General features: G+C 47.5%; 21 protein-coding genes. 10 read left to right on the forward strand and 11 right to left on the reverse strand.

Going from position 1 to position 23,280, the window contains the following annotated elements; genetic code table 11:
* Positions 1-168: 168 nt before the first annotated feature.
* Both sltY and trpR read left to right on the forward strand, forming a co-directional pair.
* A complete protein-coding gene (gene sltY, locus BZG74_RS13190) occupies positions 169-2,175 on the forward strand; it encodes a murein transglycosylase (RefSeq protein WP_077773024.1) in 2,007 nt (668 codons plus the stop codon).
* 41 nt (positions 2,176-2,216) lie between these two features.
* The gene (gene trpR, locus BZG74_RS13195; RefSeq protein WP_077773040.1) at positions 2,217-2,537 is read left to right on the forward strand and encodes a trp operon repressor; all 321 of its coding nucleotides are present in this window, start codon (positions 2,217-2,219) and stop codon (positions 2,535-2,537) included.
* 56 nt (positions 2,538-2,593) lie between these two features.
* Here the strand turns inward: trpR and yjjX are convergent, their stop codons facing one another.
* Together yjjX and BZG74_RS13205 are read right to left on the reverse strand one after the other, a co-directional pair.
* A complete protein-coding gene (gene yjjX, locus BZG74_RS13200; RefSeq protein ID WP_077773025.1) occupies positions 2,594-3,109 on the reverse strand; it encodes an inosine/xanthosine triphosphatase in 516 nt (171 codons plus the stop codon).
* Positions 3,072-3,953 carry a sterol desaturase family protein gene (locus tag BZG74_RS13205; protein ID WP_077773026.1) on the reverse strand — a complete coding sequence of 294 codons (882 nt, stop codon included), beginning with the start codon at positions 3,951-3,953 and terminating at the stop codon, positions 3,072-3,074. The genes yjjX and BZG74_RS13205 overlap by 38 nt, the downstream gene beginning before the upstream one ends.
* A gap of 166 nt (positions 3,954-4,119) precedes the next feature.
* Here BZG74_RS13205 and eutB point away from each other — a divergent pair, with 166 nt between their 5' ends.
* The 5 genes from eutB to BZG74_RS13230 all read left to right on the forward strand — a co-directional run bounded on the left by eutB (position 4,120) and on the right by BZG74_RS13230 (position 10,175).
* The gene (eutB, locus tag BZG74_RS13210) at positions 4,120-5,100 is read left to right on the forward strand and encodes a hydroxyectoine utilization dehydratase EutB (protein WP_235605763.1); all 981 of its coding nucleotides are present in this window, start codon (positions 4,120-4,122) and stop codon (positions 5,098-5,100) included.
* Positions 5,101-5,138: 38 nt separating this feature from the next.
* Entirely contained in the window at positions 5,139-6,104 is a 966-nt protein-coding gene (locus BZG74_RS13215) for a cyclodeaminase (protein ID WP_077773028.1), read from the forward strand.
* A gap of 247 nt (positions 6,105-6,351) precedes the next feature.
* The gene (locus BZG74_RS13220) at positions 6,352-8,259 is read left to right on the forward strand and encodes a S8 family serine peptidase (protein WP_201247387.1); all 1,908 of its coding nucleotides are present in this window, start codon (positions 6,352-6,354) and stop codon (positions 8,257-8,259) included.
* 13 nt (positions 8,260-8,272) lie between these two features.
* Positions 8,273-8,677 carry a hypothetical protein gene (locus BZG74_RS13225; protein ID WP_077773029.1) on the forward strand — a complete coding sequence of 135 codons (405 nt, stop codon included), beginning with the start codon at positions 8,273-8,275 and terminating at the stop codon, positions 8,675-8,677.
* A gap of 253 nt (positions 8,678-8,930) precedes the next feature.
* Positions 8,931-10,175, forward strand: coding sequence for a dicarboxylate/amino acid:cation symporter (locus BZG74_RS13230; protein WP_077773030.1), 1,245 nt, complete (start codon positions 8,931-8,933; stop codon positions 10,173-10,175).
* Between the two features lie 44 nt (positions 10,176-10,219).
* Here BZG74_RS13230 and dgt read toward each other — a convergent pair whose 3' ends face one another.
* Together dgt and BZG74_RS13240 are read right to left on the reverse strand one after the other, a co-directional pair.
* The gene (gene dgt / locus BZG74_RS13235; RefSeq protein ID WP_201247388.1) at positions 10,220-11,668 is read right to left on the reverse strand and encodes a dGTPase; all 1,449 of its coding nucleotides are present in this window, start codon (positions 11,666-11,668) and stop codon (positions 10,220-10,222) included.
* Between the two features lie 322 nt (positions 11,669-11,990).
* Entirely contained in the window at positions 11,991-12,896 is a 906-nt protein-coding gene (locus BZG74_RS13240) for a hypothetical protein (protein WP_077773032.1), read from the reverse strand.
* Between the two features lie 682 nt (positions 12,897-13,578).
* On the opposite strand from BZG74_RS13240, the gene BZG74_RS13245 reads away from it, so the two are divergent.
* Positions 13,579-14,532 (forward strand): LysR family transcriptional regulator, encoded by a 954-nt coding sequence (locus BZG74_RS13245; RefSeq protein ID WP_077773033.1) that lies wholly within the window; start codon positions 13,579-13,581, stop codon positions 14,530-14,532.
* 28 nt (positions 14,533-14,560) lie between these two features.
* Here the strand turns inward: BZG74_RS13245 and acuI are convergent, their stop codons facing one another.
* Positions 14,561-15,541 (reverse strand): acrylyl-CoA reductase (NADPH), encoded by a 981-nt coding sequence (gene acuI, locus BZG74_RS13250; RefSeq protein ID WP_077773034.1) that lies wholly within the window; start codon positions 15,539-15,541, stop codon positions 14,561-14,563.
* 235 nt (positions 15,542-15,776) lie between these two features.
* Here acuI and BZG74_RS13255 point away from each other — a divergent pair, with 235 nt between their 5' ends.
* Entirely contained in the window at positions 15,777-16,694 is a 918-nt protein-coding gene (locus tag BZG74_RS13255; RefSeq protein WP_077773035.1) for an IS5 family transposase, read from the forward strand.
* 45 nt (positions 16,695-16,739) lie between these two features.
* On the opposite strand, the gene BZG74_RS13260 is transcribed toward BZG74_RS13255, so the two are convergent.
* Together BZG74_RS13260 and BZG74_RS15560 are read right to left on the reverse strand one after the other, a co-directional pair.
* On the reverse strand, positions 16,740-18,974 hold the full coding sequence (locus BZG74_RS13260; RefSeq protein ID WP_077773036.1) for an ankyrin repeat domain-containing protein: 2,235 nt from the start codon (positions 18,972-18,974) through the stop codon (positions 16,740-16,742).
* Between the two features lie 229 nt (positions 18,975-19,203).
* Entirely contained in the window at positions 19,204-19,347 is a 144-nt protein-coding gene (locus BZG74_RS15560; protein WP_108744076.1) for a hypothetical protein, read from the reverse strand.
* A gap of 175 nt (positions 19,348-19,522) precedes the next feature.
* Between BZG74_RS15560 and BZG74_RS13270 the strand changes: the two genes are divergently transcribed.
* Complete coding sequence (locus tag BZG74_RS13270; protein ID WP_449329008.1) at positions 19,523-19,726, forward strand: hypothetical protein; 204 nt, start codon at positions 19,523-19,525, stop codon at positions 19,724-19,726.
* Here BZG74_RS13270 and BZG74_RS15975 read toward each other — a convergent pair.
* The 4 genes from BZG74_RS15975 to BZG74_RS15630 all read right to left on the reverse strand — a co-directional run.
* Positions 19,675-20,019, reverse strand: a complete 345-nt coding sequence (locus tag BZG74_RS15975) for an integrase arm-type DNA-binding domain-containing protein (RefSeq protein ID WP_392397596.1) — start codon at positions 20,017-20,019, stop codon at positions 19,675-19,677. The genes BZG74_RS13270 and BZG74_RS15975 overlap by 52 nt on opposite strands.
* Positions 20,020-20,487: 468 nt before the next feature.
* Positions 20,488-21,186: an aspartate/glutamate racemase family protein gene (locus BZG74_RS13280; protein WP_077773038.1), complete on the reverse strand. Its 699-nt coding sequence runs from the start codon at positions 21,184-21,186 to the stop codon at positions 20,488-20,490.
* A 73-nt stretch (positions 21,187-21,259) separates the two neighbouring features.
* A complete protein-coding gene (locus tag BZG74_RS13285; protein WP_077773039.1) occupies positions 21,260-22,099 on the reverse strand; it encodes an AraC family transcriptional regulator in 840 nt (279 codons plus the stop codon).
* 596 nt (positions 22,100-22,695) lie between these two features.
* Positions 22,696-23,280 (reverse strand): hypothetical protein (locus tag BZG74_RS15630; RefSeq protein WP_158020660.1); only part of this gene is annotated, 585 nt, incomplete at its 5' end.

Here is a 23,280-nt window from a genome sequence, read left to right on the forward strand (position 1 = left end):
AGTTTAACAGTGATTGTCATATTCGAGGGGTAATATAGCCAACGAGGCGACAAACCATCTGCTCGTGCGCGAGGGAATTTGCTGATGAGATTGTTGTCTATTCGTTGTCACACATTCCGAATGTGACACATTCGTCACGGTGTTAATTGATTAGGAGCGACCTTTAACATGGAACGATTCATCGCTTTGTCCGGGCCTTTGCGCAATGCCTCTGTCGCGGCGCGTCGTGGTGTCCGTGCCTTCACCCGTTCACTGCTACCAGGAATTATTTTAGGGGCCGCTTTTTCTCCTTCTCTCGCGCTGGCGTCCGCCAGTCCAGACAGTGGACAAATGACCCCAGAACAGCGTCAGTATGAAGCTGCCATCGATGCAATAGAAAGTGGCAATATACGCCAATTTCAGCGCCTCAAAGCCAAGCTGCGCGACTACCCGTTGTACCCATATTTAGATTATCGTGATTTTACTCGCAACCTTGCAGAAAAGTCGCATGCCTCGGTGACCAACTTTGTTCAGCGTTACACCACCATGCCGTTTGCTAATAGTCTGCGTGCCGACTACCTGACACTATTAGCCGACCGTCAAGATTGGGCAACCTTGGTCGCTTTCCAACCCGATGTGCCTCGAGGTGAGCGCTATCAGTGTCAGTATTATTATGCCCACAGCCAAGCAGGCAATGCGGCCTTGGCGCGCAGCGGTGCCAAGTCGCTGTATTTATCCGGTCAATCGGTCGACAGTGCCTGTGACCCCTTGTTTGATTACCTCTCCGAGCAAAAGCAACTCACTGGTGACTTAATCTTGCAGCGGATGTTGCTGACCTTTGAAGGGCGCAATCGCAGTTTGATGCGTTACCTGCAACGTCAGCTCCCCGACACCGACCAAGCGATGGGAAAGCAAGTTATTGATCTTTATGACAACCCTGATCAAGTTGCTGACTTTTCCAAGCGCAGTAAAGTAACTCCCTTCAATAAAAAACTAACTCGTCTTGCGTTTGAGCGACTGGCGCGTAAAGACGAAGCACAAGCCATCCGTCATTTTCGTCGCACCGTAGAAGGGCAGCATTATGATAAGGGTGAACGACAAGCCATCGCGGATTATCTTATTGGTCAGCTGATGAATGACGATGAGCCAGCGTTAGCTGGATGGCGTGATCGTATGCTGAGACAAAGTGACGATGATGGCCTGCTCGAGAGACGGTTTCGCCTTGCTTTGCTAGACGGGGATTGGCATGCCCTGAACCAATGGCTGTCTTTGCTCAGTGATGAGGCTAAACAATCATTAAAATGGCGATACTGGCAGGCGCGGATTCAGTTAGAGCTTGGAAACAGTCACGCGGCGAACCAGGCGTTTGAAACCCTGTTGGGTGAGCGTAATTTTTACAGTGTGGCTGCCGCTCAGCACCTGGAAAAACCGATCTATATCCCTTCGCGTACCGCGGTGTTGAAAGAGGCAGGGCTGATGCCCGTCAATGACGTGCTGGCGCGTGTGGATGAGCTGATTGCACTTGATAAAGTCTATGCGGCTAAGCGCGAGTGGTATTACGTACTTCAACGTGCGAGCGGTGAGCAGATTGCGCTCCTAGCCGCCTACGCCAATAAACAGCACTGGTATCATCTTGCGGTGCAAGCCACCATTGCCGGTAAAATGTGGGATCACTTGTCGTTGCGTTTCCCACTTGCTCACCAGTGGTGGTTTGAGTTTTTCAGTCGCGAGCGCGGGGTAGATAAAACCACATTGATGGCGCTATCACGCCAAGAAAGTGCTTTTTTCACTCGTGCGGTCTCTCACGTGGGCGCAAGAGGATTAATGCAATTGATGCCACGTACAGCCCGTGAAACTTCGCGCCGATTAGGGTTTGATTATCAAGGGCCGGCCAGTCTTAGCGATCCTGGCGTGAATATCCGCTTGGGCAGTGGTTATTTGAAAATGATGCTCGATCGTTTTGACAGTAACCGTATTCTTGCATTTGCCGCCTACAATGCCGGGCCACACCGAGTGAGTCGTTGGCTCGAACGCACGAAAGGGCACATGGATGCGATAGCTTTCATCGAGTCGATCCCGTTTTATGAAACGCGCCATTATGTGCAGAACGTGTTGATGTTCGATATTTATTATCGTCAGCTTTTGGGGGAGCCCGTGCAATTTTTAAGAGCGCACGAGTTGGCTCAGCGTTATTAATGTTACAATCGCGACCATCACGTAAAGAGCGAGAGGAACCCATGTCGCAATCGCCTGCATTTTCTGGTTGGCAAGATGTTATCGCGCTAGTGCGCCGTGCTGGAAAAGATGATAATGATGATGCCTTGTTGACGGCGTTACTGACCCCCGATGAGCGAGATACCTTGGTGGCTCGGATTAATATCTTGCATGAGTTGTTAGAAGGAAGAATGAGTCAGCGCCAGCTTAGCCAATTATTGGGCGTGGGGATCGCGACCGTCACACGCGGCTCGAATGAGTTAAAGCGGATGGATGACGAAACCAAAAACTGGCTAGCTGATTTACTGAAACGTGAAGCTGAAGAGCCTACCTCATCGACCTAGGTCTTCAACTGTTGACGCTTAAGAAGTGGAGCCATAAGGCTCCGTTTTTATTGGTGTTAACGATATAAGTGCGGGTGCATAAACGGAATCAGCGCCATGATTAGTGCTTGATGGTAAACACTCGAGCGCGTTAATCGATGCCCGGTGAGCATGCCAATGGCGCCCCCTTTTTGTTTTACATTTTCAGTGGCAAACATCCTGTCCATCACATCGCCAAGTTCTTCCCCTTGATGCAGGGCTTCTAACGCCTCTTGAGGGAGTGGTAGTGAGGCAGAGCGTGCTTCGCCTCGCGTTGTCCCATCATCTATCACCATCCACGCAAAGGTGTGTTGGCCGTCTAAGCCGGCTTCTATCCCGACATAAAAATCCCCATCGTACTCCGCTTTGGCGTGATGAACACGGTTGCACGCGCCGGCATAGGTCTCTTGCTCTGTCATTGGTTGTGCGGGGACATCGCTCGCCACTGAGACGCCGGTAAAAGTGAAAAGGGTATCGGGAAAAGCGTCACAAAACGCGGTCTCAACCGCAGCGATTTTAGCGGGGTTTTTGGACGTGACGATCACCTGTTTCATGCGCCCAGCTCTCCTTTTTGTGTTGATAGGCGCGTTGCAGTATACGCCAACGGAGGGGCAAACGCAGCATTCCAAAAATATTACTAGCATCAGCAGGTTGGCTAATTTCGTTTAAGCCAATTCGCATATTATGGTGCCCTTTACGTGGCTGTGGCACATAGGTATTAAACCAGCGATCCCAGCATGAAAGGTTGAATCCGTAATTGGCATTGCATTCATGAGAGCGGGTAGAGTGATGTACTCGGTGCATGTCTGGTGTGACGATAAAGCGGCGTAGCCAAGCGTCTACGCGCTTGGGGAGACCAACATTGCTATGATTAAACATTGCCATCCCACTGAGTAGCGTTTCAAACACGATCACGGCGACAACAGGTGCGCCAAGTAGCGCGACTAACACGCCTTTAATGGCCATCGACAGCCAAATTTCCACTGTGTGAAAACGCGCGCCTGTAGTGACATCAATGTCCATGTCGGCATGATGCACCAGGTGTAGCCGCCATAGCCATGGTACCTGGTGGAAGAGTTTGTGTTGGTACCAAATCGCCATATCCATCACGACTAATGTGACGATAACCGCGGCCCATTCAGGGAGCGAAAACTGATTAAAAACGCCAAAACCAGAAGCGGCGGCAAAGCTGGCCGCGCCCACCGCAGAAACCGGTGCGAGCACACGCAGCGTGAGGGTATTAAATACAGTCAGTAAGATATTCCCTGACCAACGCTCTCGCCTCGTGCGAGTGAGCTTGCGCTTAGGCCAGCGCCATTCGGCAAACAGCATCACTAATAGTATCAAGGCAAACAGGCTGAGCCTAAACACGGCTTCGTGCGCTTCAATCCAATTCATAACCACTCCCTATTTATAGCTAGTTTACGCGATAAGCCCTGCCAACGTTTAGTGCCAGCGGTGAAAATAGAAGGTTGGATCCTGAGTGTCAGGCAACTAGGCTATTCATTATCAGGCCATGCATGTGTCCGTGCGGCGACACGCGAACAGGCAACAAGGAGGGATCGTGACACCAAGCTTGCATGATGTATACCTTGCTCGCCAAGCGATAAAGACAGTGGCAACACGCACACCGCTTGTTTATTCACCGGCGCTTTCTGAGCGTTACCAAGCACAAATTTGGCTGAAGCTCGAAACGAGCCAGCCGACGGGCGCGTTTAAATTACGCGGCGCCACCTATGCATTGAGTCGGTTGCCTAAGGGGCTGCGTGAACGAGGGGTGATCACGTGCTCGACAGGCAACCATGGACGTGCGCTTGCCTACGCCGCGAAGCAGCTTGGGATCCCGGCGACCGTGTGTCTCTCTTCATTGGTGCCCGACAATAAAGTGGACGCTGTTAAAGCCATGGGGGCGCGAGTGTGGGTAGTGGGACGCTCGCAAGATGAGGCCGAGCAAGCCGCGCTCGAGGCCGTTTCGCGTGATGGCTTATGCTATGTCCCTCCCTTTGATCATCCCGATATTATTGCCGGGCAAGGGACCATTGGGCTCGAGATCCTCGAAGATGCGCCAGATGTTGACGTGATTGTCGCCGGTTTGTCGGGGGGCGGCTTAGTGGGAGGGATTGGCGTAGCGGTACGCACCATCGCCCCACATATCGACCTGATTGGCGTTTCCATTCGTGATGGGGCTGCTATGCATGAAAGCATAATGGCGGGTCAGCCAGTCGCGGTGCCGGAGTCTGAATCGTTGGCTGATAGCCTTGGAGGAGGTATTGGCCTTAATAACCAATACACCTTTGCCCTAGTGCCCCATGTAATGACGCAGCATTATCAAGTGGATGAAGCGTTTATCGCCCGTGCGATGATCGATATGTGGCAGTGCGAAAATAGGTGGGTAGAAGGTGCCGCCGTAGTGGGGTTAGCCGCGGCACGTCAACACCAGTTAGATTGGCAGGACAAGAAAGTGGTGATCGTGGTCAGTGGAAACAATGTGTCAACTGACACCCTGACAGCGGTTACAGCATTAAGTGAACAGATTCGTCCTTAGTTTGTGGTTGAATTTTGGTGAGTGCCAAAGGAGCCCGTATGCAGCTATATCACCGTCAGCAAATTGAATCTGTCGCGACGTTTAATCGGCACAGCCTCAGTGTGATTGAGCGTGCCTTCAGTGCCTTGGGACGTGGCGAGGTAACCATGCCACCAGTGTTAAGCATGGTCATTCATGAGCACAACGGCGAAGTCGATGTAAAAACCGCTCACATCCAAGGCGCTGAGCGGTTTGCGATTAAAGTCAGTCCCGGCTTTTTTGACAATCCGTCGATCGGTCTGCCGAGTCTTAATGGTTTGATGGTGGTTTTTTCAGCATCAACCGGTGTGGTGGAAGCCGTACTGTTCGATGAAGGGTACCTCACGGATGTGCGCACGGCACTAGCGGGAGCACTAAGTGCCAAGTATTGCGCGCGCGAGGATGCCAAAACAGTCACGGTATTGGGCGCGGGCACACAAGCAAGGTTGCAGGTGGCTGCGCTCAAACTGGTTAGAGAGATAGACACGGTTCATGTTTGGGCGCGAGACAGTGCACAAGCAAGGCGGTATAAAGCAGAGGTTGAGGCCGAGTTGGGAATACGGGTGATCCCTTACCAAGATGTGGCGCAGGCTTGTCAACAGGCCGATATCATTGTCACCACGACACCGGCCAAGCAGCCGATTTTGCATTGGCAAGACATTCCCAAGGGGGCTCATATCACGGCGATGGGCTCTGACAGTGCAGAGAAGCGCGAGCTTGATCCTCATATTTTGCACAATGCCGACTGGGTGCTGGTGGATAAACGTGCTCAGTCTGAGGTGTTGGGGGAACTCAAAGGGCTGGCATTGTCACGATGTGTGGAAGAGTTGGGCAAAACAGTAGCGTCGGGGCGTCCCATCGCGCGAAGTGATGCGGCGATCACCGTATGTGACTTAACAGGAACAGGCGTGCAAGACACTGCCATAGCAAACTACGTGGTCAGTGCATTGCACCATACTCACGGCTCGGGCGATGCTGGGGCATGACTATAAAACCAAAAAGCATAACTTATTACATTATAAGTGTTTTTAACGTCACAGTTATTGCATGGATATGTAACGCAAAAGTTAAAATTTGCCGGTTTTGTTCAATTAATTAGATCTTATGCTCTAATAATTAGGCATAAGATCACGTTTCTTGTAATAGCCTGTTTCTATTGAGGTTGTTTCTTTTTACTAATGATGGGTCTCTCAGAATCGAGACACGTCTAGTTAGTGTAAAAAGGAATGATAAATGCACAAACACAGCTCTCTTGCGCTGATCATCGGCGCACTATTCCATACCTCCGGGGTATGGGCGATGGCCCAAGTGCCAGATCCTGTCGATCCTCCCACCGATCCAGACCCACAAGCGTGTGTCTCACTGGTTGGCAATAATAATATCGATGGCAGCCGCACCAGTGAAGAGCGTTGCTTGCCCGGTGACGATCCCTTTACGGCCGAACAGTGGCATTTGCTTAACCGTGGTCAAAATGCCTTTGCTCGTGAAGGAGGCAAACCGGGCAATGACCTCAACGTATGGTTAGCCCATCGCCAAGATGTGCTTGGACAAAACGTTAACGTCGCCGTCGTCGATGATGGGTTAGAAATTGCCCATCCCGATCTGGCCGCTAACGTCCGTGCTGGAAAATCTTATGACTTTGTAGAGCGTGATGATGATCCTACACCAGAGGGGTGGAGCAGTCGCAATACTGCTCATGGTACGTCGGTCGCGGGGATTATCGCGGCGGTTCGTAATAATGGTATTGGTGGGATGGGGGTAGCACCGCTTGCCAACCTGCAAGGCTATAACTATCTCGAATATCAAAGCCAGAATGCGTGGGAAATCAGCCATGGCCGCGAAGGCTACTCGGATGATGTACGCGTGTTTAACCAAAGCTATGGCGGCTCTGGTATCCGTAGTTATCCTTACAGTGATGATCCGATGAGCTATGATGGTCGTCAAAACGCCCAGTACAAAAAAATGAGCACGGAAGCCTTTGGCGGACTTGGCGCAGTTTTCATCAAATCAGCGGGTAATGGCTATAAGCGTACCTCGTTTAATCGTGAGCGTTTCCGTCCAGCGGACGATAACCATGGTTTACCGTGGCAAAATAGCAACCAATCGTCGAGTAATGCGAATTACTGGAACGTGACGGTGAGTGCGTTGAATGCGGATGGTGAGCGTTCATCCTACTCCTCCGTAGGTAGCAGCGTCTTCTTAACCGCGCCAGGTGGCGAGTATGGCACCAATAAACCGGCGCATATCACCACGGATTTGACTGGCTGTACCATGGGCTACAATCGCGACGATCGTATTCCTTATGATTCACATGACTTACATGGTGGAACAGAGATAGACAACACCTGTGACTTTAACAGTGTCATGAATGGTACGTCTTCGGCCGCGCCAAACACCTCAGGGGCATTTGCGTTGATGATGTCAGCCTATCCAAATCTGTCACAGCGCGATATTCGTCACCTATTAGCGACGACCGCGACACGCGTGGATGCAGACGATGCAGATGTGCTTTTAACCTATCAAACGGCACTGGGTGGTGAGCGCACGGTGACCGGCCTAGAAGGCTGGAAGCAAAATGCAGCAGGGCGCTGGTATAGCCCAACCTACGGCTTTGGTTTGATTGATGTTAATGCGGCACTCGACGCGGCGAAGACATATCAGCCATTGCCTGCACAAGTATTCACGGATTGGACGTGGTCTTATCACAACCAAGAGGGTGAGACTGGGTTAACGATTGCGGATGCGGGAGCCGTATCAACGGCTGATAGTGTGCAAGTCGTGGATGATCTGACTATTGAGGCTGTACAAGTTCGTACCTCAATTGAGCATAGCCGTATGTCGGATTTGCTGATTGAACTCGAGTCCCCTTCTGGTACCCGCAGCGTGCTAATGTCGCCGCGCAATAGCATGTTATCGAATACCCTAGATAGCACCTACCCAGAAGGCTTTACTGACCACTTGATGCTCAGCCATAAGTTCAATGGTGAAGCATCGCAAGGTCAATGGACACTCTACGTCACAGATACAGACGGCAAGACGCGTCAATACAGCCTCGGGGGTGAGTTGAAATCGATGGCGAATAACAGCGTTGATGGTAAATTGACGCAATGGTCACTGCGTGTCATTGGTCACCGCGGTTAATAGGAGACGAAGTATGAAAAAATTAATGATAGCCCTGGCAGTCATGGGTATCAGCCTTGGTGCAAGCGCAGGCACGGTACAGCTAAACGGTAAAGACTATGTGGTCGTCGAAACCGACAGCAATGCGCGAGCGATAAGTGGCGAAAAAATGGGCGTGATGGTCGGCGATAAAGTCGCCGTCTCGGCACAAAGCGAGCCATTAACGGTCACAGGCTCGATTTTGGTCAAAGCCAGTGAGGCGAACGCCAACCAGCTAGCACAGAAATATGGCCTTGACCTAGTCAGCTATCTCGATGGCGTGGCGTTGCTGGAAGCGACGCCCGGTACCAATGTAGCGGAGCTAGAAAAGGCGTTAAATCAAGAGTTGGATACGCCTGTCAATCTTGAGCTAAATCTACAAAATCAGCGTCCACAATAAGCAAAAATGAGCGCTGATTAACAAGAGCCCGCCTGTTTAGGTGGGCTTTTTTAACATTGCCTTTCCTCATTTTTATAGAGAAAAGTGCGGCACAATTTACCCACCAACTATTTTGTTACTAGTTATTCCAGATTGTTCATAACTTTTACATGAGTCCCGTCTAACAGCTTGGTATGCTTTATCGCTTCTTGGCGCCAAAAAAATAGACAAATCATCATTATGCAGTAATAACGCTGCGAGTAGGGAATAGATAATGTGGAAAACCCTTAGACACTCTTTGCCATTGCAAATTGCGGTAGCGGCTGCACTGGCTTGGCTTCTGGGCACAGCGTTCGGCCCAATTGAGAACGCAGAGCAGACGACTTGGTATCCATTGCTTATGCTCGCCAAGGTCAGTTATATCGGTTTACTAAAAGCCGTGGTCGGCGTGATGGTGTTGCTCTCGCTACTGGAAGGGATCAGCAACATTGGTAATGTGGTTCGCCTCAAGCGCCTAGGTGGTGCAACACTTTTGTTTTACGGTTTTACTACCACCATTGCGATCACCCTTGGTCTTGGCGCAGCGCTGATGATGCCCGAATGGCAACCACTCACCAATGCACCGCCCGTGGATGAGAGCATTAACTTTATCAATCAAGAGGCTGCGGGAGCCGGAGCGATTGCGACCAAACTTATTACTATGGCGTTGGTGAATCCGTTCGCAGCGATCACTCAGGGGAACTTGCTGGCGATCGTGGTGTTCACCATTTTGTTTGGTATTTCGCTGATTGTCGCACTGCCAGAGTCACATCCACTATTCGAAACCATTCGCGGGTTGAATAAAGGCATTAACACCATGGTGGCAGGGATTATCAAGCTGGCGCCGTTTGCGGTGTTTGCGATTGTTTTCCAGTTCTCCCATCAAGGGGATAACGATCTATTTGGCCAGTTATTCAGTTTTGCAGCCTTAGTGTTTGGACTGACGATGGTTCATGCACTGATTGTGTTACCTCTCATTGCGCGCGTTGCCGGTGGTGTTGGCTTTGTGAGCCTATTTCGTTCGATTTCCGCGCCACTGGCGATGGCTTTTGCCACCTCATCCAGTGCCGCGACACTGCCCGTTTCGATGCAGGCAGCCAAAGAAGAGCTTAAGGTCACTCCGTCGACCGCGAGCATGGTCTTGCCGTTGGGCGCGGTGATGAACATGGATGGCACCGCGTTATTTGAAGGTATTGCCGCGGTGTTCCTCGCACAATTGTTCGGGATTGATCTGTCGACGACCGGCATTGTGATGATCTTCATTATGGCGATGGTCTCGTCGGTGGGCGCCCCGGGCATGCCGTCGGGCTCGATGTCGGGTATGCAGTTGGTGTTGCTGGCAGCGGGTATTCCACTGGAAGCCATTGCCATTTTGCTGATCATTGAGCGCCCACTCGACACCTTCCGTACCGCAGTCAATGTGCAAGGCGATTTGATTGGTGCCACGGTAATAGATAAGTGGCAAAAACGCTTTGACTAATGGCCTCATCGCAAAAAACCGCTCCCAACCACGGAGCGGTTTTTTTATCCCTCTTCAATCACATGAAAGGCGCGGTATTCGTCGAATGCGTATTGGTCGGTCATACCGCTGATATAGTCAATCAGCAGGCGAGTACGAAAATAGAATTCACGCGCAGTGGCAGAAGGGATCTGCTCCGCCAGTGCCTGTCTTTGCACCGCGTCACGATAGGCTTTTTTATGTTTTTCAGGCAGTTTTTTAAATAGCCGCTGGGTGTATATCGACGCTTGTGGCTTGACCGGCTCGCCATTGACTAAGGCTGTAAACACCTCACTGGGCAAGGTGAGGAGTGGACGATAGATGCTCATCAAACCATGGATGACGCGATAGCCTTGTAGCTCGCGGCGTTCCACTTCAGGGTGACAAAAGGCATGCGCTTTGGCGACGTTTTTAAAGGTGTGTACAATTAAATGATTGACGCTGTTATCTTCAATTAATGCGTGATTAAAGGTGCCATCAATGACGGCGGGTAAATGGTCGACAAAGCGTTGGGCGGCATGGCGAGGCAAGCGTTTATTGACCTCCACACGCAAGAAGACAAAAAACTGACTATCACTGCCGTGGCTGCGCTTTTCCGCATTCTCTAACATAGTCGCCATGGTGTTGGCGTCATGCCCTTCACTGGCCTGGGTAAGCTGTACAAAGGTTGCCTTTAGGGCCGCTTTCAGATCCGCGAGAGTCAGTACGCCTTTTTCAACGGCGTCTTCTAAATCGGCAATGCCATAAGAAATATCATCGGCCGCTTCCATGATGTAACTGACTGGGGCACGACAGCCGGGCGAGATGGCGAGCGTTTCTTGTAAATCGCCAATGTACGCGTGTTCACTGAGAAAATAGCCGACTTTCTTTTTTAGGTAAGCGCGGGCGTCGTCATCTGCAGGTTTCGGCTCGCTACCACACCGAGTGTATTTAAGAATGCCGGAGACTTGCGAATAGGTGAGGTTCAGCTGTTGTAAGGAATGGATCAGCCGTATGCCTTGTGCGTTGCCTTCAAAATGACAGAGATCGCGCTGTACCGCCTCAGGCAGTTCTTCATTAAAATGTTGGCGGTAGATATATGGGACATGCTCACTGAGCCAATCACTGAGCGCTTGCTCGCCAAAGTGTCCGAACGGTGGATTACCAATGTCGTGCATGAGGCAAGCCATCTCAACCAAGGTTTCCAAGCAGCGGTCGAGCGGGGGAGCGAGTTGCGAGGCAGACAGTTTGTCGGCAATCAGTTGACTGATATAGCGCCCGACTTGCTGGACCTCTAAAGAGTGGGTGAGACGGCTGCGCACCGCGGCATTGCGTTCAAGTGGAAAAACTTGGGTTTTTTGTTGCAAACGGCGCACGGCGGCAGAGTTAATGATCCGTCCACGATCGCTTTCAAACTGCTTCATCAAATCGCCGTTCGTTTGCGTTCTAAAAGGCCGATCTGGACGGATTTTTTGCTCAAAGTTCACAGTCATCATGACACCCAGCTTGTCCACTTTTTAAGATAGAGTGCGGCGGATTTCACTGACTGTCAATCCGCCGCTTGGCATAGCAAGACGGCAGCGACATAGATTAATGCATAGAGCGTCTTTTTCATTCTGAGCACCCGAGTTATAGGACGTGCTTATAATGAATTAACTATTTTGTTTTTAGGCGCGAGAGAAAAGCTGAGTCTAGAAGAAAAGTCACACTCGGTAGGGGAGAAAAACGATAGTTTGATTGACTTATCAAATGCGGTGCTATTGAAGGGAATAAGCACTGCAGGCAAAAGGCAGTGAATTTGCCTGCAGTGTATAGCGTTTACTTGATGGTGAAGCCTAAATAAGCTTGGAACTCGTTATTATCGAAGATATCTTTATCATTTTTATTTCCTTTGGCATCTTTGAATTCCCAGTTAAATGCTTCATAGGAAACACCTGCATGCCAAGAGAAGTGTTCATTAACTTCTTTTTTAAATTCTAATTCAGGTTGAATATGTGCCCAAGCCAATGTCGTATCTGAATCTGGTGTATGGCGGGCTTCAACATAGTTCTCGATATTAAACATGAAGCCAGCAGGCAGTGGTAGCGAGTAAGTTAGGTAGTTTTCAGTACCAATTTGATAATCGTATTCTTCCTCGTCTGTGTCGTAGTAATCGAAGTTATACCATGCAAGGGAAAGGTTCCAGTGTTCAGACAGATCGCCGGATAGGTAAAAGTTGGTTTCGACGCCACTTTTATTCTTCAAACTCTCATCATTATCATTGCCGAGCTGTGCCCACAATTCGATGCCGAATGAAAAATCGTTTCCACCTAGGGTAACATCTTTACTGAAATAAGGCGCAATAATATATTGTTTAGTATCTGAAGAGTCGGACTCATCACTGGCTTTCCACGAGGCATCATAGCGGAATAAATAATACATGGTTGCATCAAAATCCCCGATGCTACCTGCACCTTGTGCTAAGCCAAACTGGGTATCCCAACCTTCTTTTCTTGCTTCACCCTCATTTTTAATGAAGTCTTTGTCCACATCAAAAAGAAAGCTGTAATCGTCGCTGAGTTTATAAGATCCTTTACCGATGGTGGCTTCGGTTTTAGTGAGGCCATTTTCATAATCATTGATTTTGACTTCACTGGTCAGTGAACCAAGCTCTCCGGCAAAACTGGTGGTGCTGGCAAGCGTGATTGCAGCGGCAATCGCTGTTTTTTGGATAGTATTACTCACTTTAAAGTATCCCTTCTTTAATAAAACATCTGAGTACTGTCGCGTTTTAATTATTCCTCGTGTATGTATTACGTCATTGAACGCAACGATACACGTATCGGCTTTTTATCCGATAAAAAACACTTAGCGACAGTCTATTCCTTGACGTTCGCTTATGTATTAGCGATGTAGATTCATTCACTTGTGTCGAGTGAACGTGGACTCATGCTAGCAATGCGTCAGTAACATGACAATGGTGTTAAGGATGAGTTAATTATCAGTTAGTACTTTTGCTCTATTTTTTCTGTTGTAAATCGCACTAATCACCATTCAGTTTCTGTTCAGCTCGAATAAATGACCATTAAATGAGTGAAAAAAAGTACTAACCCCTACTTGAATAAAATTTTAGTAATCGATTACTCGATAACTGGTCTTTTTAGCAGTGATAAGCATTGTTTGTGAATTTATATTCATTTATAGCGGTAAGGAGGGTAGGTTTTATTCTTTATGGTCAGCGGTTATATAAAAATGGAAAGCATAATTATCCAAGGCTTAATCAGACCATAGTGGAAACAGGCTGCAGAGCACCAATGGTAATTTTGTCTACTCTCCGAGCGTTTGTTAACCCAACGCATACCAAGAGGGCGTGTTTTGTGGTGTATTGGAGAGACTATTCATATTGGATTGTCATCTAAGTGTGGCTATGGAAGTAGAAGAGATCTATCGGCGAGACTTAAACCTGCTGGTTGCACTGCGCATTTTAGTCGAGGAGCGCAGCGTCAGTCGGGCAGCGATGCGCCTGAACCTAAGCCAATCGGCAATGAGTCGCGTGTTAGGACGGTTGCGTGATTTGTTAGCTGACCCATTGTTTAGTCGTCAGGGGCAGTCGCTTATCCCGACAGAAAAAGCGTTGTCAGTCAATCGTGCTCTGGATGAACCGCTCGCATCGTTACAGCAAATGTTAGCACCGAGTGATTTTAACCCCGGCACGTGTGATCATACCTTTACCATCGCGACAACTGACTATGCGATGCAAACAATCTTGCCATTTGCACTGCCGCGTATCTATCAGGAAGCGCCTCAAGTGGCATTTGATTTCCAACCGTTACAAAATGAACAGCTTAAAGAGCAACTGACATATGGTCGCGCGGATTTAGCCATTTGTCGGCCGAGCAATCCGATTGATACCTTACATCATCAGACACTTGGGCGGGTTGGGGTGCAATGCTTGGTCTCACACCAGCATCCACTGGCAGGAACGTCCATGACGCTGGATGACTACTTGCGATTCCCCCATGCGATGATTGCCATCAGTGATGGGGTGAAAGCACTGATTGAAAGCGCGCTAGCTGATAAACCGAAACGAAGAATGGTGCTCCGAGCATACCATTTAGAAGCAGCACTCGCGATTATCGACACGATGCCGTTAATTATTACCGTGCCAGCTGATCTGGCTTATCTCGTCGCGGAGCGTCATCAACTGGTGGTAAAGTCGCTCCCTTTTCATTTTACCCCCTTTGACTACTCGATGATTTGGCATCCACGCTGTGAATATTCACCTGAACATGAGTGGCTGCGACGTGTGGTGGAAGAGGAATGTGGTAAGTTAATAGCAAAGCGAGTCGAAGACATACAGTTAGACCAAATAAGGCCCTAACGGGCCCTACTTGCGAGTACGCAATCAACTAAAGCTTTATCACCGTACGGCCAGAGATTTGCCCTTTGATAATTTTTTGCGCAAATTCAGGCGTTTCACTTAAGCTAATTTCATGGCACGCTTGCTCAAAGTAACTCTCAGGCAAGTGATTTGCCAATGCCTCCCATGCGGCGATGCGTTTTTCTCGAGGGCAGCTGACGGAGTCAATGCCTTGTAGGCGCACATTACGAAGAATAAATGGCATAACACTAGTAGGAAGGTCAAACCCACCGGCTAAGCCACAGGCAGCCACGGTGCCGCCATATTGCACTTGGCTGAGTGTTTTAGCCAACACTTTGCTACCTACGGTATCAATAGCGCCTGCCCAGCCTTGTTTTTCTAATGGTTTTGCCGGTGTTTCCATCGCGCTGCGTTCAATAATCTCAGAGGCGCCTAATGCTTTAAGAAACGCTTGGTTCTCGTTAGCTCGGCCTGTTACTGCTCCGACTTGGTAGCCAAGTTGAGCTAGTAATGTGATAGCGATCGATCCCACACCACCGCTGGCTCCTGTAACCAATATCGGTCCATCTTCTGGTTTTATATTGGCATCCAGTAAGGCTCGAACACAGAGCATGGCGGTTAAGCCTGCGGTACCTACCATCATGGCTTGCTTAGGTGTCAGTGCATTGGGCAGGGGGACAAGCCAATCGGCTTTTAAACGCGCTTTTTGAGCCATTCCGCCCCAGTGGGTCTCACCGACCCCCCATCCTGTCAGAACAACATGGTCGCCTTCTTGGTAGCGGCTGTCGTCAGAACGGAGCACCTGACCGACAAGATCAATACCTGGCACCATGGGAAACTCGCGAATAATTTTCCCTTGGCCTGTGATAGCCAAGCCATCTTTATAGTTCAGTGATGAGTAATCGACGGCAACGAGCACATCGCCATCAGGTAGCTGCGACTCATCAATTTGCTCGATAGATGGCACGGTTTGCTTGTTTTCTTGCTTGAGAACGAGCGCATTAAACATATCAGTCTCCTAGACGATACTAATAAGGAATTGCTCTCAGTCTAGCGCTGACTCACCTATGAACTAAATGAAACTTTAGCATTAACTCTATGCGTTTAAATCATGATATATCTGCTGGAGAGTAACGACGTGCCCGTTCCCAGTTTGTATCACAGCTAGGCGTTGTTTCCTAAATCATTGAACTTATCATCCGAGCCGCGATCAGATCATCAACGCCTCAAACAGGTCACAGATGATGAGCAAAGCCAAGTACAAAATCAGCAATTGGAAGCAATACAATCAAGCATTGATTAACCGTGGTTCGATTACCTTTTGGGTTGATGACGCCGCTATCCAGACTTGGCACTGCAAAGAGCATCATGGCAAACGAGGCAGAGGCTTTACGTTTACCGATGGTGCCATTGAAACAGCACTGATGGTTAAAGGCATTTTCAAGCTCCCTGTTCGCGCCCTGCAAGGCTTTCTCGACTCGATATTTGGTTTGATGGACGTACCGCTAAAATCGCCGTCATACAGTTGTATCAGTAAACGGGCGAGGACGGTTGAAGTTAATTACCGATTACCCAGTCGTGGACCCGTTGCTCACGTCGTCATTGATGCCACCGGTTTAAAAGTGTTCGGCGAGGGAGAGTGGAAAATGCGCAAGCATGGCAAGGAAAAACGCCGTGTTTGGCGCAAGCTGCATCTCGCGATTGACGACAGTACACATGAAGTGATTTCTGCCGTCGTTAGCTTAGCGTCTGTTGGTGACAATGAAGCCTTGCCGACGCTGCTCAACCCGTTACGCCGAAAAATCGCCCAAGTCAGTGCTGACGGCGCTTATGATACTAAGGCGTGTCATCAAGTGCTCAGGAGAAAAGGCATCAAACCGACCATTCCACCGCGCAGCAATGCGGGTTATTGGGAGAATGATCATCCTCGCAATGCAGCCGTCAGCGCCTTGAAATCGGGTAACTTGGCAAACTGGAAACGAGAAGAAGGTTATCACCAACGCTCTCTGTCAGAAACAGGCATGTCTCGATACAAAACGTTAATCAGCCCTGAGCTGACTCTACGTAACTACGATGCACAAGTTGGCGAAGCATTGGCCAACGTGAAAGCGATAAACAAAGTCATAAGACTTGGTATGCCTGTTAGTTACCGAGTTGACTGATGGGAGTAATCCCATAGGGATCAGTACGTTAGGTGAATGATTTGATCAACAACGCCTCTTTGAACGCCAATTTATTATCAGCCGCTCAAGGTCAATCCGCTGGCGTGTACGAGAATCAACACATGTATCACCCCAATTAACTTGGTGATACTTTGAATCCAACATCACCTCCACGAGCTCAGCTTCATCTAATTCGATCGCCAGCATTAAAGGTGTGTAGCCAAGCATAGCTGTGTCGTGTTTCGCATTAGGATCGGCACCATGTTCAATTAAAAGCTTCGCAATATCCCTAAAACCTTCAGCCGTTGAGTACTTTGCAATGTTTCTCCTTTCATGTTCTTTCATTGCCTCATGCACATGACGGAACAAGGGATCACGATCCTGCTCAGACATTACCCGTTTTAAGTGTTGAAGATCGTGCGGAAACAACCCAGCAGAATGAGCTCGGACAGATTTCAGATTCATTTCCGAGTATTTCATCGAATCCCAGTGAACAGCATTAGTTTGAGGTCTCGTATGGTGTGCAATAAGCCCTATTACGGTATAAAGCGGTGTCTCACCAATAATGTCGTGCCTTCTATCTACCGTAGCACCCATCTCAAGTACTCTCTTTACAATATCGAGCCGTCCTGTCTGTACGGCACATCCAAGCGGAGAGAGCTTTCTTTTGTCCGTTAGTGTATCTAGAACACTTTTCCGATGAGGTTTTTGGCTCAATAGGTTGAACGCCTCATCACTCATCGAATTTAATGGAGTAAGGTTGACCTGCATTGCTTGGATAGCCATCAAGATCGCAGACTCATTACTTGAAGAAAGCTTGTTGACATCTGCTCCTGCATCAACCAGCGCAGAAATCGCTTCCATATCATCCTGCATGGCAAAGTAGACGAGTTGAGGTATTTTCTTGATAAGTCCACCAGCCATCCCGACTGATAGCGCCTTATTCGGCTTTTTAATGTCTAACTCATGACTCGTTTCATCTACCATCCAAACACCACTTTTGTCGTGTGTGTCCTCTGGATAACTAGCTCCAGGAAAGAATGATTCCTTGGTAAAAAATGCGTCAAAGTACTGGCTAAAAGCAGAGATCTCCCAATTGTCGATATCCTGGGGTTTGGCTTTAAATGCATCATTATTGACATTTGGCGGCATGAAATCGATTTTCATCACCACAGCCATTCGTCGGAGTCGATTAATAAAGCTTTTAGCCGGTTTAGGGGCACGACACGCCGCTATAATAGCCTCAACAATAATTTTCTCTGCGTTTTCTCCTTGCCTGTAAATGACATATTCAAACGCAAGCTTGTACTCTTCAATAGCCTCTGCTAATTCTCCTGAATGCAGGTGGTAACGAGCTTTCATCCAGTGATAGTAGTAAGTCGTCTCGTTATTGGTATCAAGCTTTTGTTGTTGCTGATTGAGTTGATTCAGTAACTCTAAACAATGCTTCTGACTGCCCATTGTTTTTGGTCCTCTCAGGCGAAGTATTTTCAGCAGCCCTAACGCAAATGAAGAAGTGGATTGATATTTTAATGTCCCTTTTTGGAGCAGTTCGACTAGTTGCTTCGCTAATGCTTCGAGGCACTGTTCAAGCGAATTATGTTTAAGGATTGCTAAATCGGTATAACCGCTACGATAAAAGAAATAGTCCCATAAACGCGCTACAACTAGGCGTGCTTTAAATGTCCCCCAGCTGTTGCCTCGTTGCCATTGTTCTCCTAATGATGCAATGCTTGTCAGTTCAGGCAATTCAGAACCAGGTCCTAAAGACCAGATTCGTAAACGTTCTTTTTGAAGCTCAGAGCTGTTGATAAGAAATTGTTGCCACTCCGTTGAACACTCAAGTTTCTCTAACACAAGGGACATCAAGGTGTTATCACTCCAAGCAACATCTCTAGGCGTTAGCCGCATACCATCTAAAGAATCTGAGCAAATTTCAGCAACAGCAAACGTCATAAAGAATCGGTCGATAAATTGCCGAGCTAATTCAGCATTCACACCATCTAAAGGCACAGTTTTTATCAGACTCAGATAGGTTTCCGTCACACGCTCAAATTGCTCTAAGACATGATCAGCAAAGTAAATGTTTACATACTTAGTGATCGGCTCATGGATGAGCTCTCTTTTCAATGACTCCAAGTGGTATGGGTTTATTTCTGCACTCTTGCATGCATCATCAATTTTCTTGCCAGCTAAGGCTTTGGTGCCTAAGCCTTTTGCAAACTCTCTGAGCAGATACTGCACGGAGTAATAAGGTGTATTTATCGTTTTACTAGTCATACTTAACGTTGAATATCTTTACTAAAGTTTTGGAATGCTCTTTTGTCACTTGGTGTACTAGGCACTGTGAATCGCTTACCCGTTGGTGAACAAATAGAGCCGTGTTTTTTACGATGTTGGAACTGCCAATTATTTTTTATCAATTGACACACCAACTTCTGTATATCCTTGTTATTGCTGTATCTTGGCATAGTTTATTGGGGAGAGAAATGTCTCCCCCTTCCCCTTTTTACTTGCCATTTCTCGCCGCAGTAGCCTGCGCTCTTGCAGCAAAGCTGCCCTTAGCAACTTTCCCGCCATTCACTTTTGCCTGACCTGATTGAATACGAGCTGCTGCTGTCGGTGTCATTGGGGTTGATTTTGCTTTTGACATGTTCATTTCTCCTTATTTGTTTGAACACAGACAAATTAACAAGGGCTCATAAGTCACGCACCTTGGTAAGTGGAGAGTTTTTTTATTTGCGTGTAGCTAGCCTGAATTCCAAAACAATTTCAGATATATATCACCTTAATGCATACCAACATCAATCCATTTTCAGGAGTTCACTATGCACGAAAACAACTACTTTTTTGATGGTCCCGTGACAGCTGACAGGGTGCTCGACGCGGCCGCAGAAATCCTTGCAGCACGCGGCCTCAGAGGTGAACAATATTGTAATCCGAATGCGACAAAAGACTTCTTATCTTGCAAATTAGGTAGCTATGAGCGAGAGGTTTTTGCAGTAATGTTACTGATGTCAGCGCCGATGTAAAACTGACCCACTAACGTCGATTTAAAATTGACCCACCTGAGCCAAACTATCCGCTCGTGACATGGACAAAGCGTTGTTCTATGCTTTGCTGCTTGAGCGGAGGCTTGTTCTGCTCTGTTTTCTTTTGGATCGATGTTCTGTGCGAGTAGCTTACGGGCTTCATCTCGTTGTGTTCTCGCTTCTGCGAGAGATACGGTAGGGTAGACGCCGAAACTCAGGCTGGTACGTTTTTTGGTGTGAGGACGGTAGTAATCAAATAGCCATAGCTTGGAGCCGTTAGGCTTAATTCGCAATGCAAGTCCTTGTCCATCGGAAAGGTTATAAACTTTTTCCCTAGGCTTGGCCTATTTGATTTCAGTGTTGGTCAGTGGTTTAGTCGTCCTTGCCATAGTAGTACCAATCTGCTCACTCTTTGTCGGTACTACTAAGCGTACTACTAAAAATTGGAGCTGTCGATGACATCAAGAGACGTTAGGAGACAGGTAAATTGTTGATTTTGATATTTCAGAAACAAAAAAGACGTCGTGAGACGTCTTTTTCTTTGATTTGGTGGGCTGGCGTAACTTGAATTAGGTCAATAACATCATGTATTTATTAGGTTTTTCTGGTTTGACTTTGGTGCGGTGTACCATTGGGTGTATCTAAAGTACTGATTGTATCAAGAGTCCACAATGAGACACTATGTCTAGTCTGATAACAGGTTACTGTCGAGGAGTGACCTCTACTTGTCTGCGCTGTTTAGTGGGTACAACTTCTTGTCGTTAACCCTCTCCAAGGGATCTTAGTATTGCAGCGTTCGCATGGATCGCTGTGGTATCAAACAGTGGCACATTAGTATGCTTTTGCTGAACAAGTAGAGCAATTTCCGTGCAACCTAGGATCACAGCCTCCGCCCCTTCATGCTTCAGCTTATCAATTACCTTCAGGTAAGCATCACGAGATTGCTCAGTAATGATACCCTGACACAGTTCTTCGTAGATAATGTTGTGGATCGTGTTTTTATCTTTGCTACTTGGAACGACAACGCTTATCCCATACTTATCTGTAATTCGTTTTTTATAAAAATCTTGGTCCATCGTGAATCGTGTCCCGAGGAGACCAACTTTTCTGATGCCATGCAGGATGAGCGTTTCAGCTGTTGCATCAGCAATGTGCAGAATGGGAATACTGATGTGCGACTCAATCTGAGGTGCCACTTTATGCATGGTGTTGGTGCATATCAGGAGAAAGTCAGCACCGCCGGCTTCAATCGATACTGCCGCATCTGATAGTATCTGAGCGGTTTTATCCCACAGCCCCTTGTGTTGGAGCTCCTCTATTTCAGCGAAATTAACGCTATACATACAAATCTTGGCCGAGTTTAAGCCACCCAAGCGTTCTTTGATGCCATGATTTATCGCTGTATAGTAGCTTACAGTCGACTCCCAGCTCATCCCGCCAAGCAATCCTATCGTTTTCATTTGAGGTCCTCACGTTGTATCTATGATGATCAAAACTACAAGCGCCAGGTGGTAAGAGATAGTACGTTTTTGACTATCTGAGAAAGTGCCTTGCGTATTGACTCGGGGTTACACCAATGGCTCGTTTAAAGTGCTTAGTAAAATGGCTTTGGTCGTGAAACCCGCAGAGGTTTGAGACGTCCGCCAGTTGGTATCCTTGTCGTATCAACTTCTCGGCATACCGGATACGTGCTTGTAGTTGATATGCATGTGGTGGAAGACCAAATTCCTTATTGAACGCACGCACTAGATAATAAGGATTAAGGGAAGCCATTTGGGCAAGCTCACTCAGAGAGATGTTGGTACTAGGAGAGTCGTCTAGAAAGTGCTTTACCATGCTTACTTTCTTAGTTGCCTTTTTCTCAACAGGGAGTTCGACTCTCCTTTTACCATGACTTCTCATCAAGCGAGTGAGTAGCGCGTAGAGGAGCGACTCTCTTAACAACTTGTTTTCCGATCTCTCTAAGACGGAGAAGACGTACCGGAACTGTTTAGCCAGTGCTTCATCATGCACTACTGCATCAGGAAAGTAGGGCGTATAGGTGTCGGTTCCGACGAGCTCATGGCTTAACCGTTCAAAGTGCTCTGGTAAAGGATATAGTGCCTTGTAGGCCCAACCATTGTCGGTGTTGGCTTGGCCGTTATGAATATCATCCGCGTTGATTAAAATGATACTCCCAGCAGGTGCAAGATTATTACTGCCGCTTCTAAGGAACTTTTGGGTACCTCGTTCGATAACGCCAAAGGTGTAACCCTCATGGCTGTGTCGAGAAAAACATTGCCTATGGTAACTCGCGTCAAGAATACCTATACCGCCAAGTTCCTGATGGTAAAGATAGTTTGCTGATTCTTTACAAGCACCAAGCTTTTTCATTTCGCCGCCTAGGCCTCCATGTGTAGAGCATTATAAGCTAATCCTATACGTTCCCCTCGAGCATGTATTGTACAAAATTGACTTAGACTAAAAGCGCTCAAAAATAAGACATTGAATTTAATGATAAATTTACAGTGGAAGAGTCATATACTCACAACATTTAAGGTAATGCTTGTAAGACATAGTGCCAGGTAGTGATACCAGCTTTGTGTACTCAAAGACACGGCTGTCTCTTGTCAAGTTGATGTGCAGGAGGTAAGCAGATAGCAGATCTACATTTTATTAACGACTAGTGATAGCCATAAATAATGTTCAATGCTTATACGCTACCTTCAGCGAAAACCCTATAAACGCTCCGTCCAGAATCTTCAAAAACAGTCGCGCATCGATGTTATGACGATAGTATAGGACTCGTTATTCCTTCAGGGAATACCAAGAACTCTTTTATAACCAAAGGTAATATTATTTATAACCTAGCTATAGAGATGGTGCGGAATGGCGAACTAAAAAACGCAAAGTAGCTTCTCAACGAAGTCTTATGAGGGGGACACAGAACTATGAACACCTTCCTCATCGTTGAACTAGCGCCCCATCATTTACTCACTCTCCAATATATCCAAAATCTCGTCCCAATCCATAGTGTTAATGAGCTTTTTTATGACGTCTTCGGGAGTTTTTTCAGTTTGCTCTGCCAGTTTTTCAACTTTATGAAGCACAGCGTTTTCCAATAGGACTACGTTTTTTTTCTTTCTTTCTTTACTTTTCTTTACATTCCAAGCATGTCTGAAATTTTCGAAAAATTTCTTTTTTTTATTTTCAGGGATGAGGTCATAGACAGCAACAATGACTGACTTCATGTCTTCATTGCTTGAAGGTGTCCAAGTGTATCTTATTTCGTATCTTTTTTTTATGTAATCATAAGCCCACATGAGCTGATTGCTGTGACAGCCATCTAACCACTTTATCATTTCAGTCCTTCTGGCGTTTTTTCTCCATTCATTTTTTAAATGATTTGACAGAAGTTTTTCTTCATGCTCTAAAAAATTTGAATGAATGAGACAGTTCTCTATTTGTTTTCTTTTTTCTTCTGTTGTGCTTTGGCGTTTTTCCTGCAAATAAATGCCTTCTATTTTTAGAGGTTTTGTTATTTCTATATCCGTGACAACCCCTGTGTCTGTCTC

Origin of the sequence: Salinivibrio sharmensis, from assembly GCF_001995985.1 — a bacterium.
In the GTDB taxonomy this organism is placed as follows: Bacteria; Pseudomonadota; Gammaproteobacteria; order Enterobacterales; family Vibrionaceae; genus Salinivibrio; species Salinivibrio sharmensis.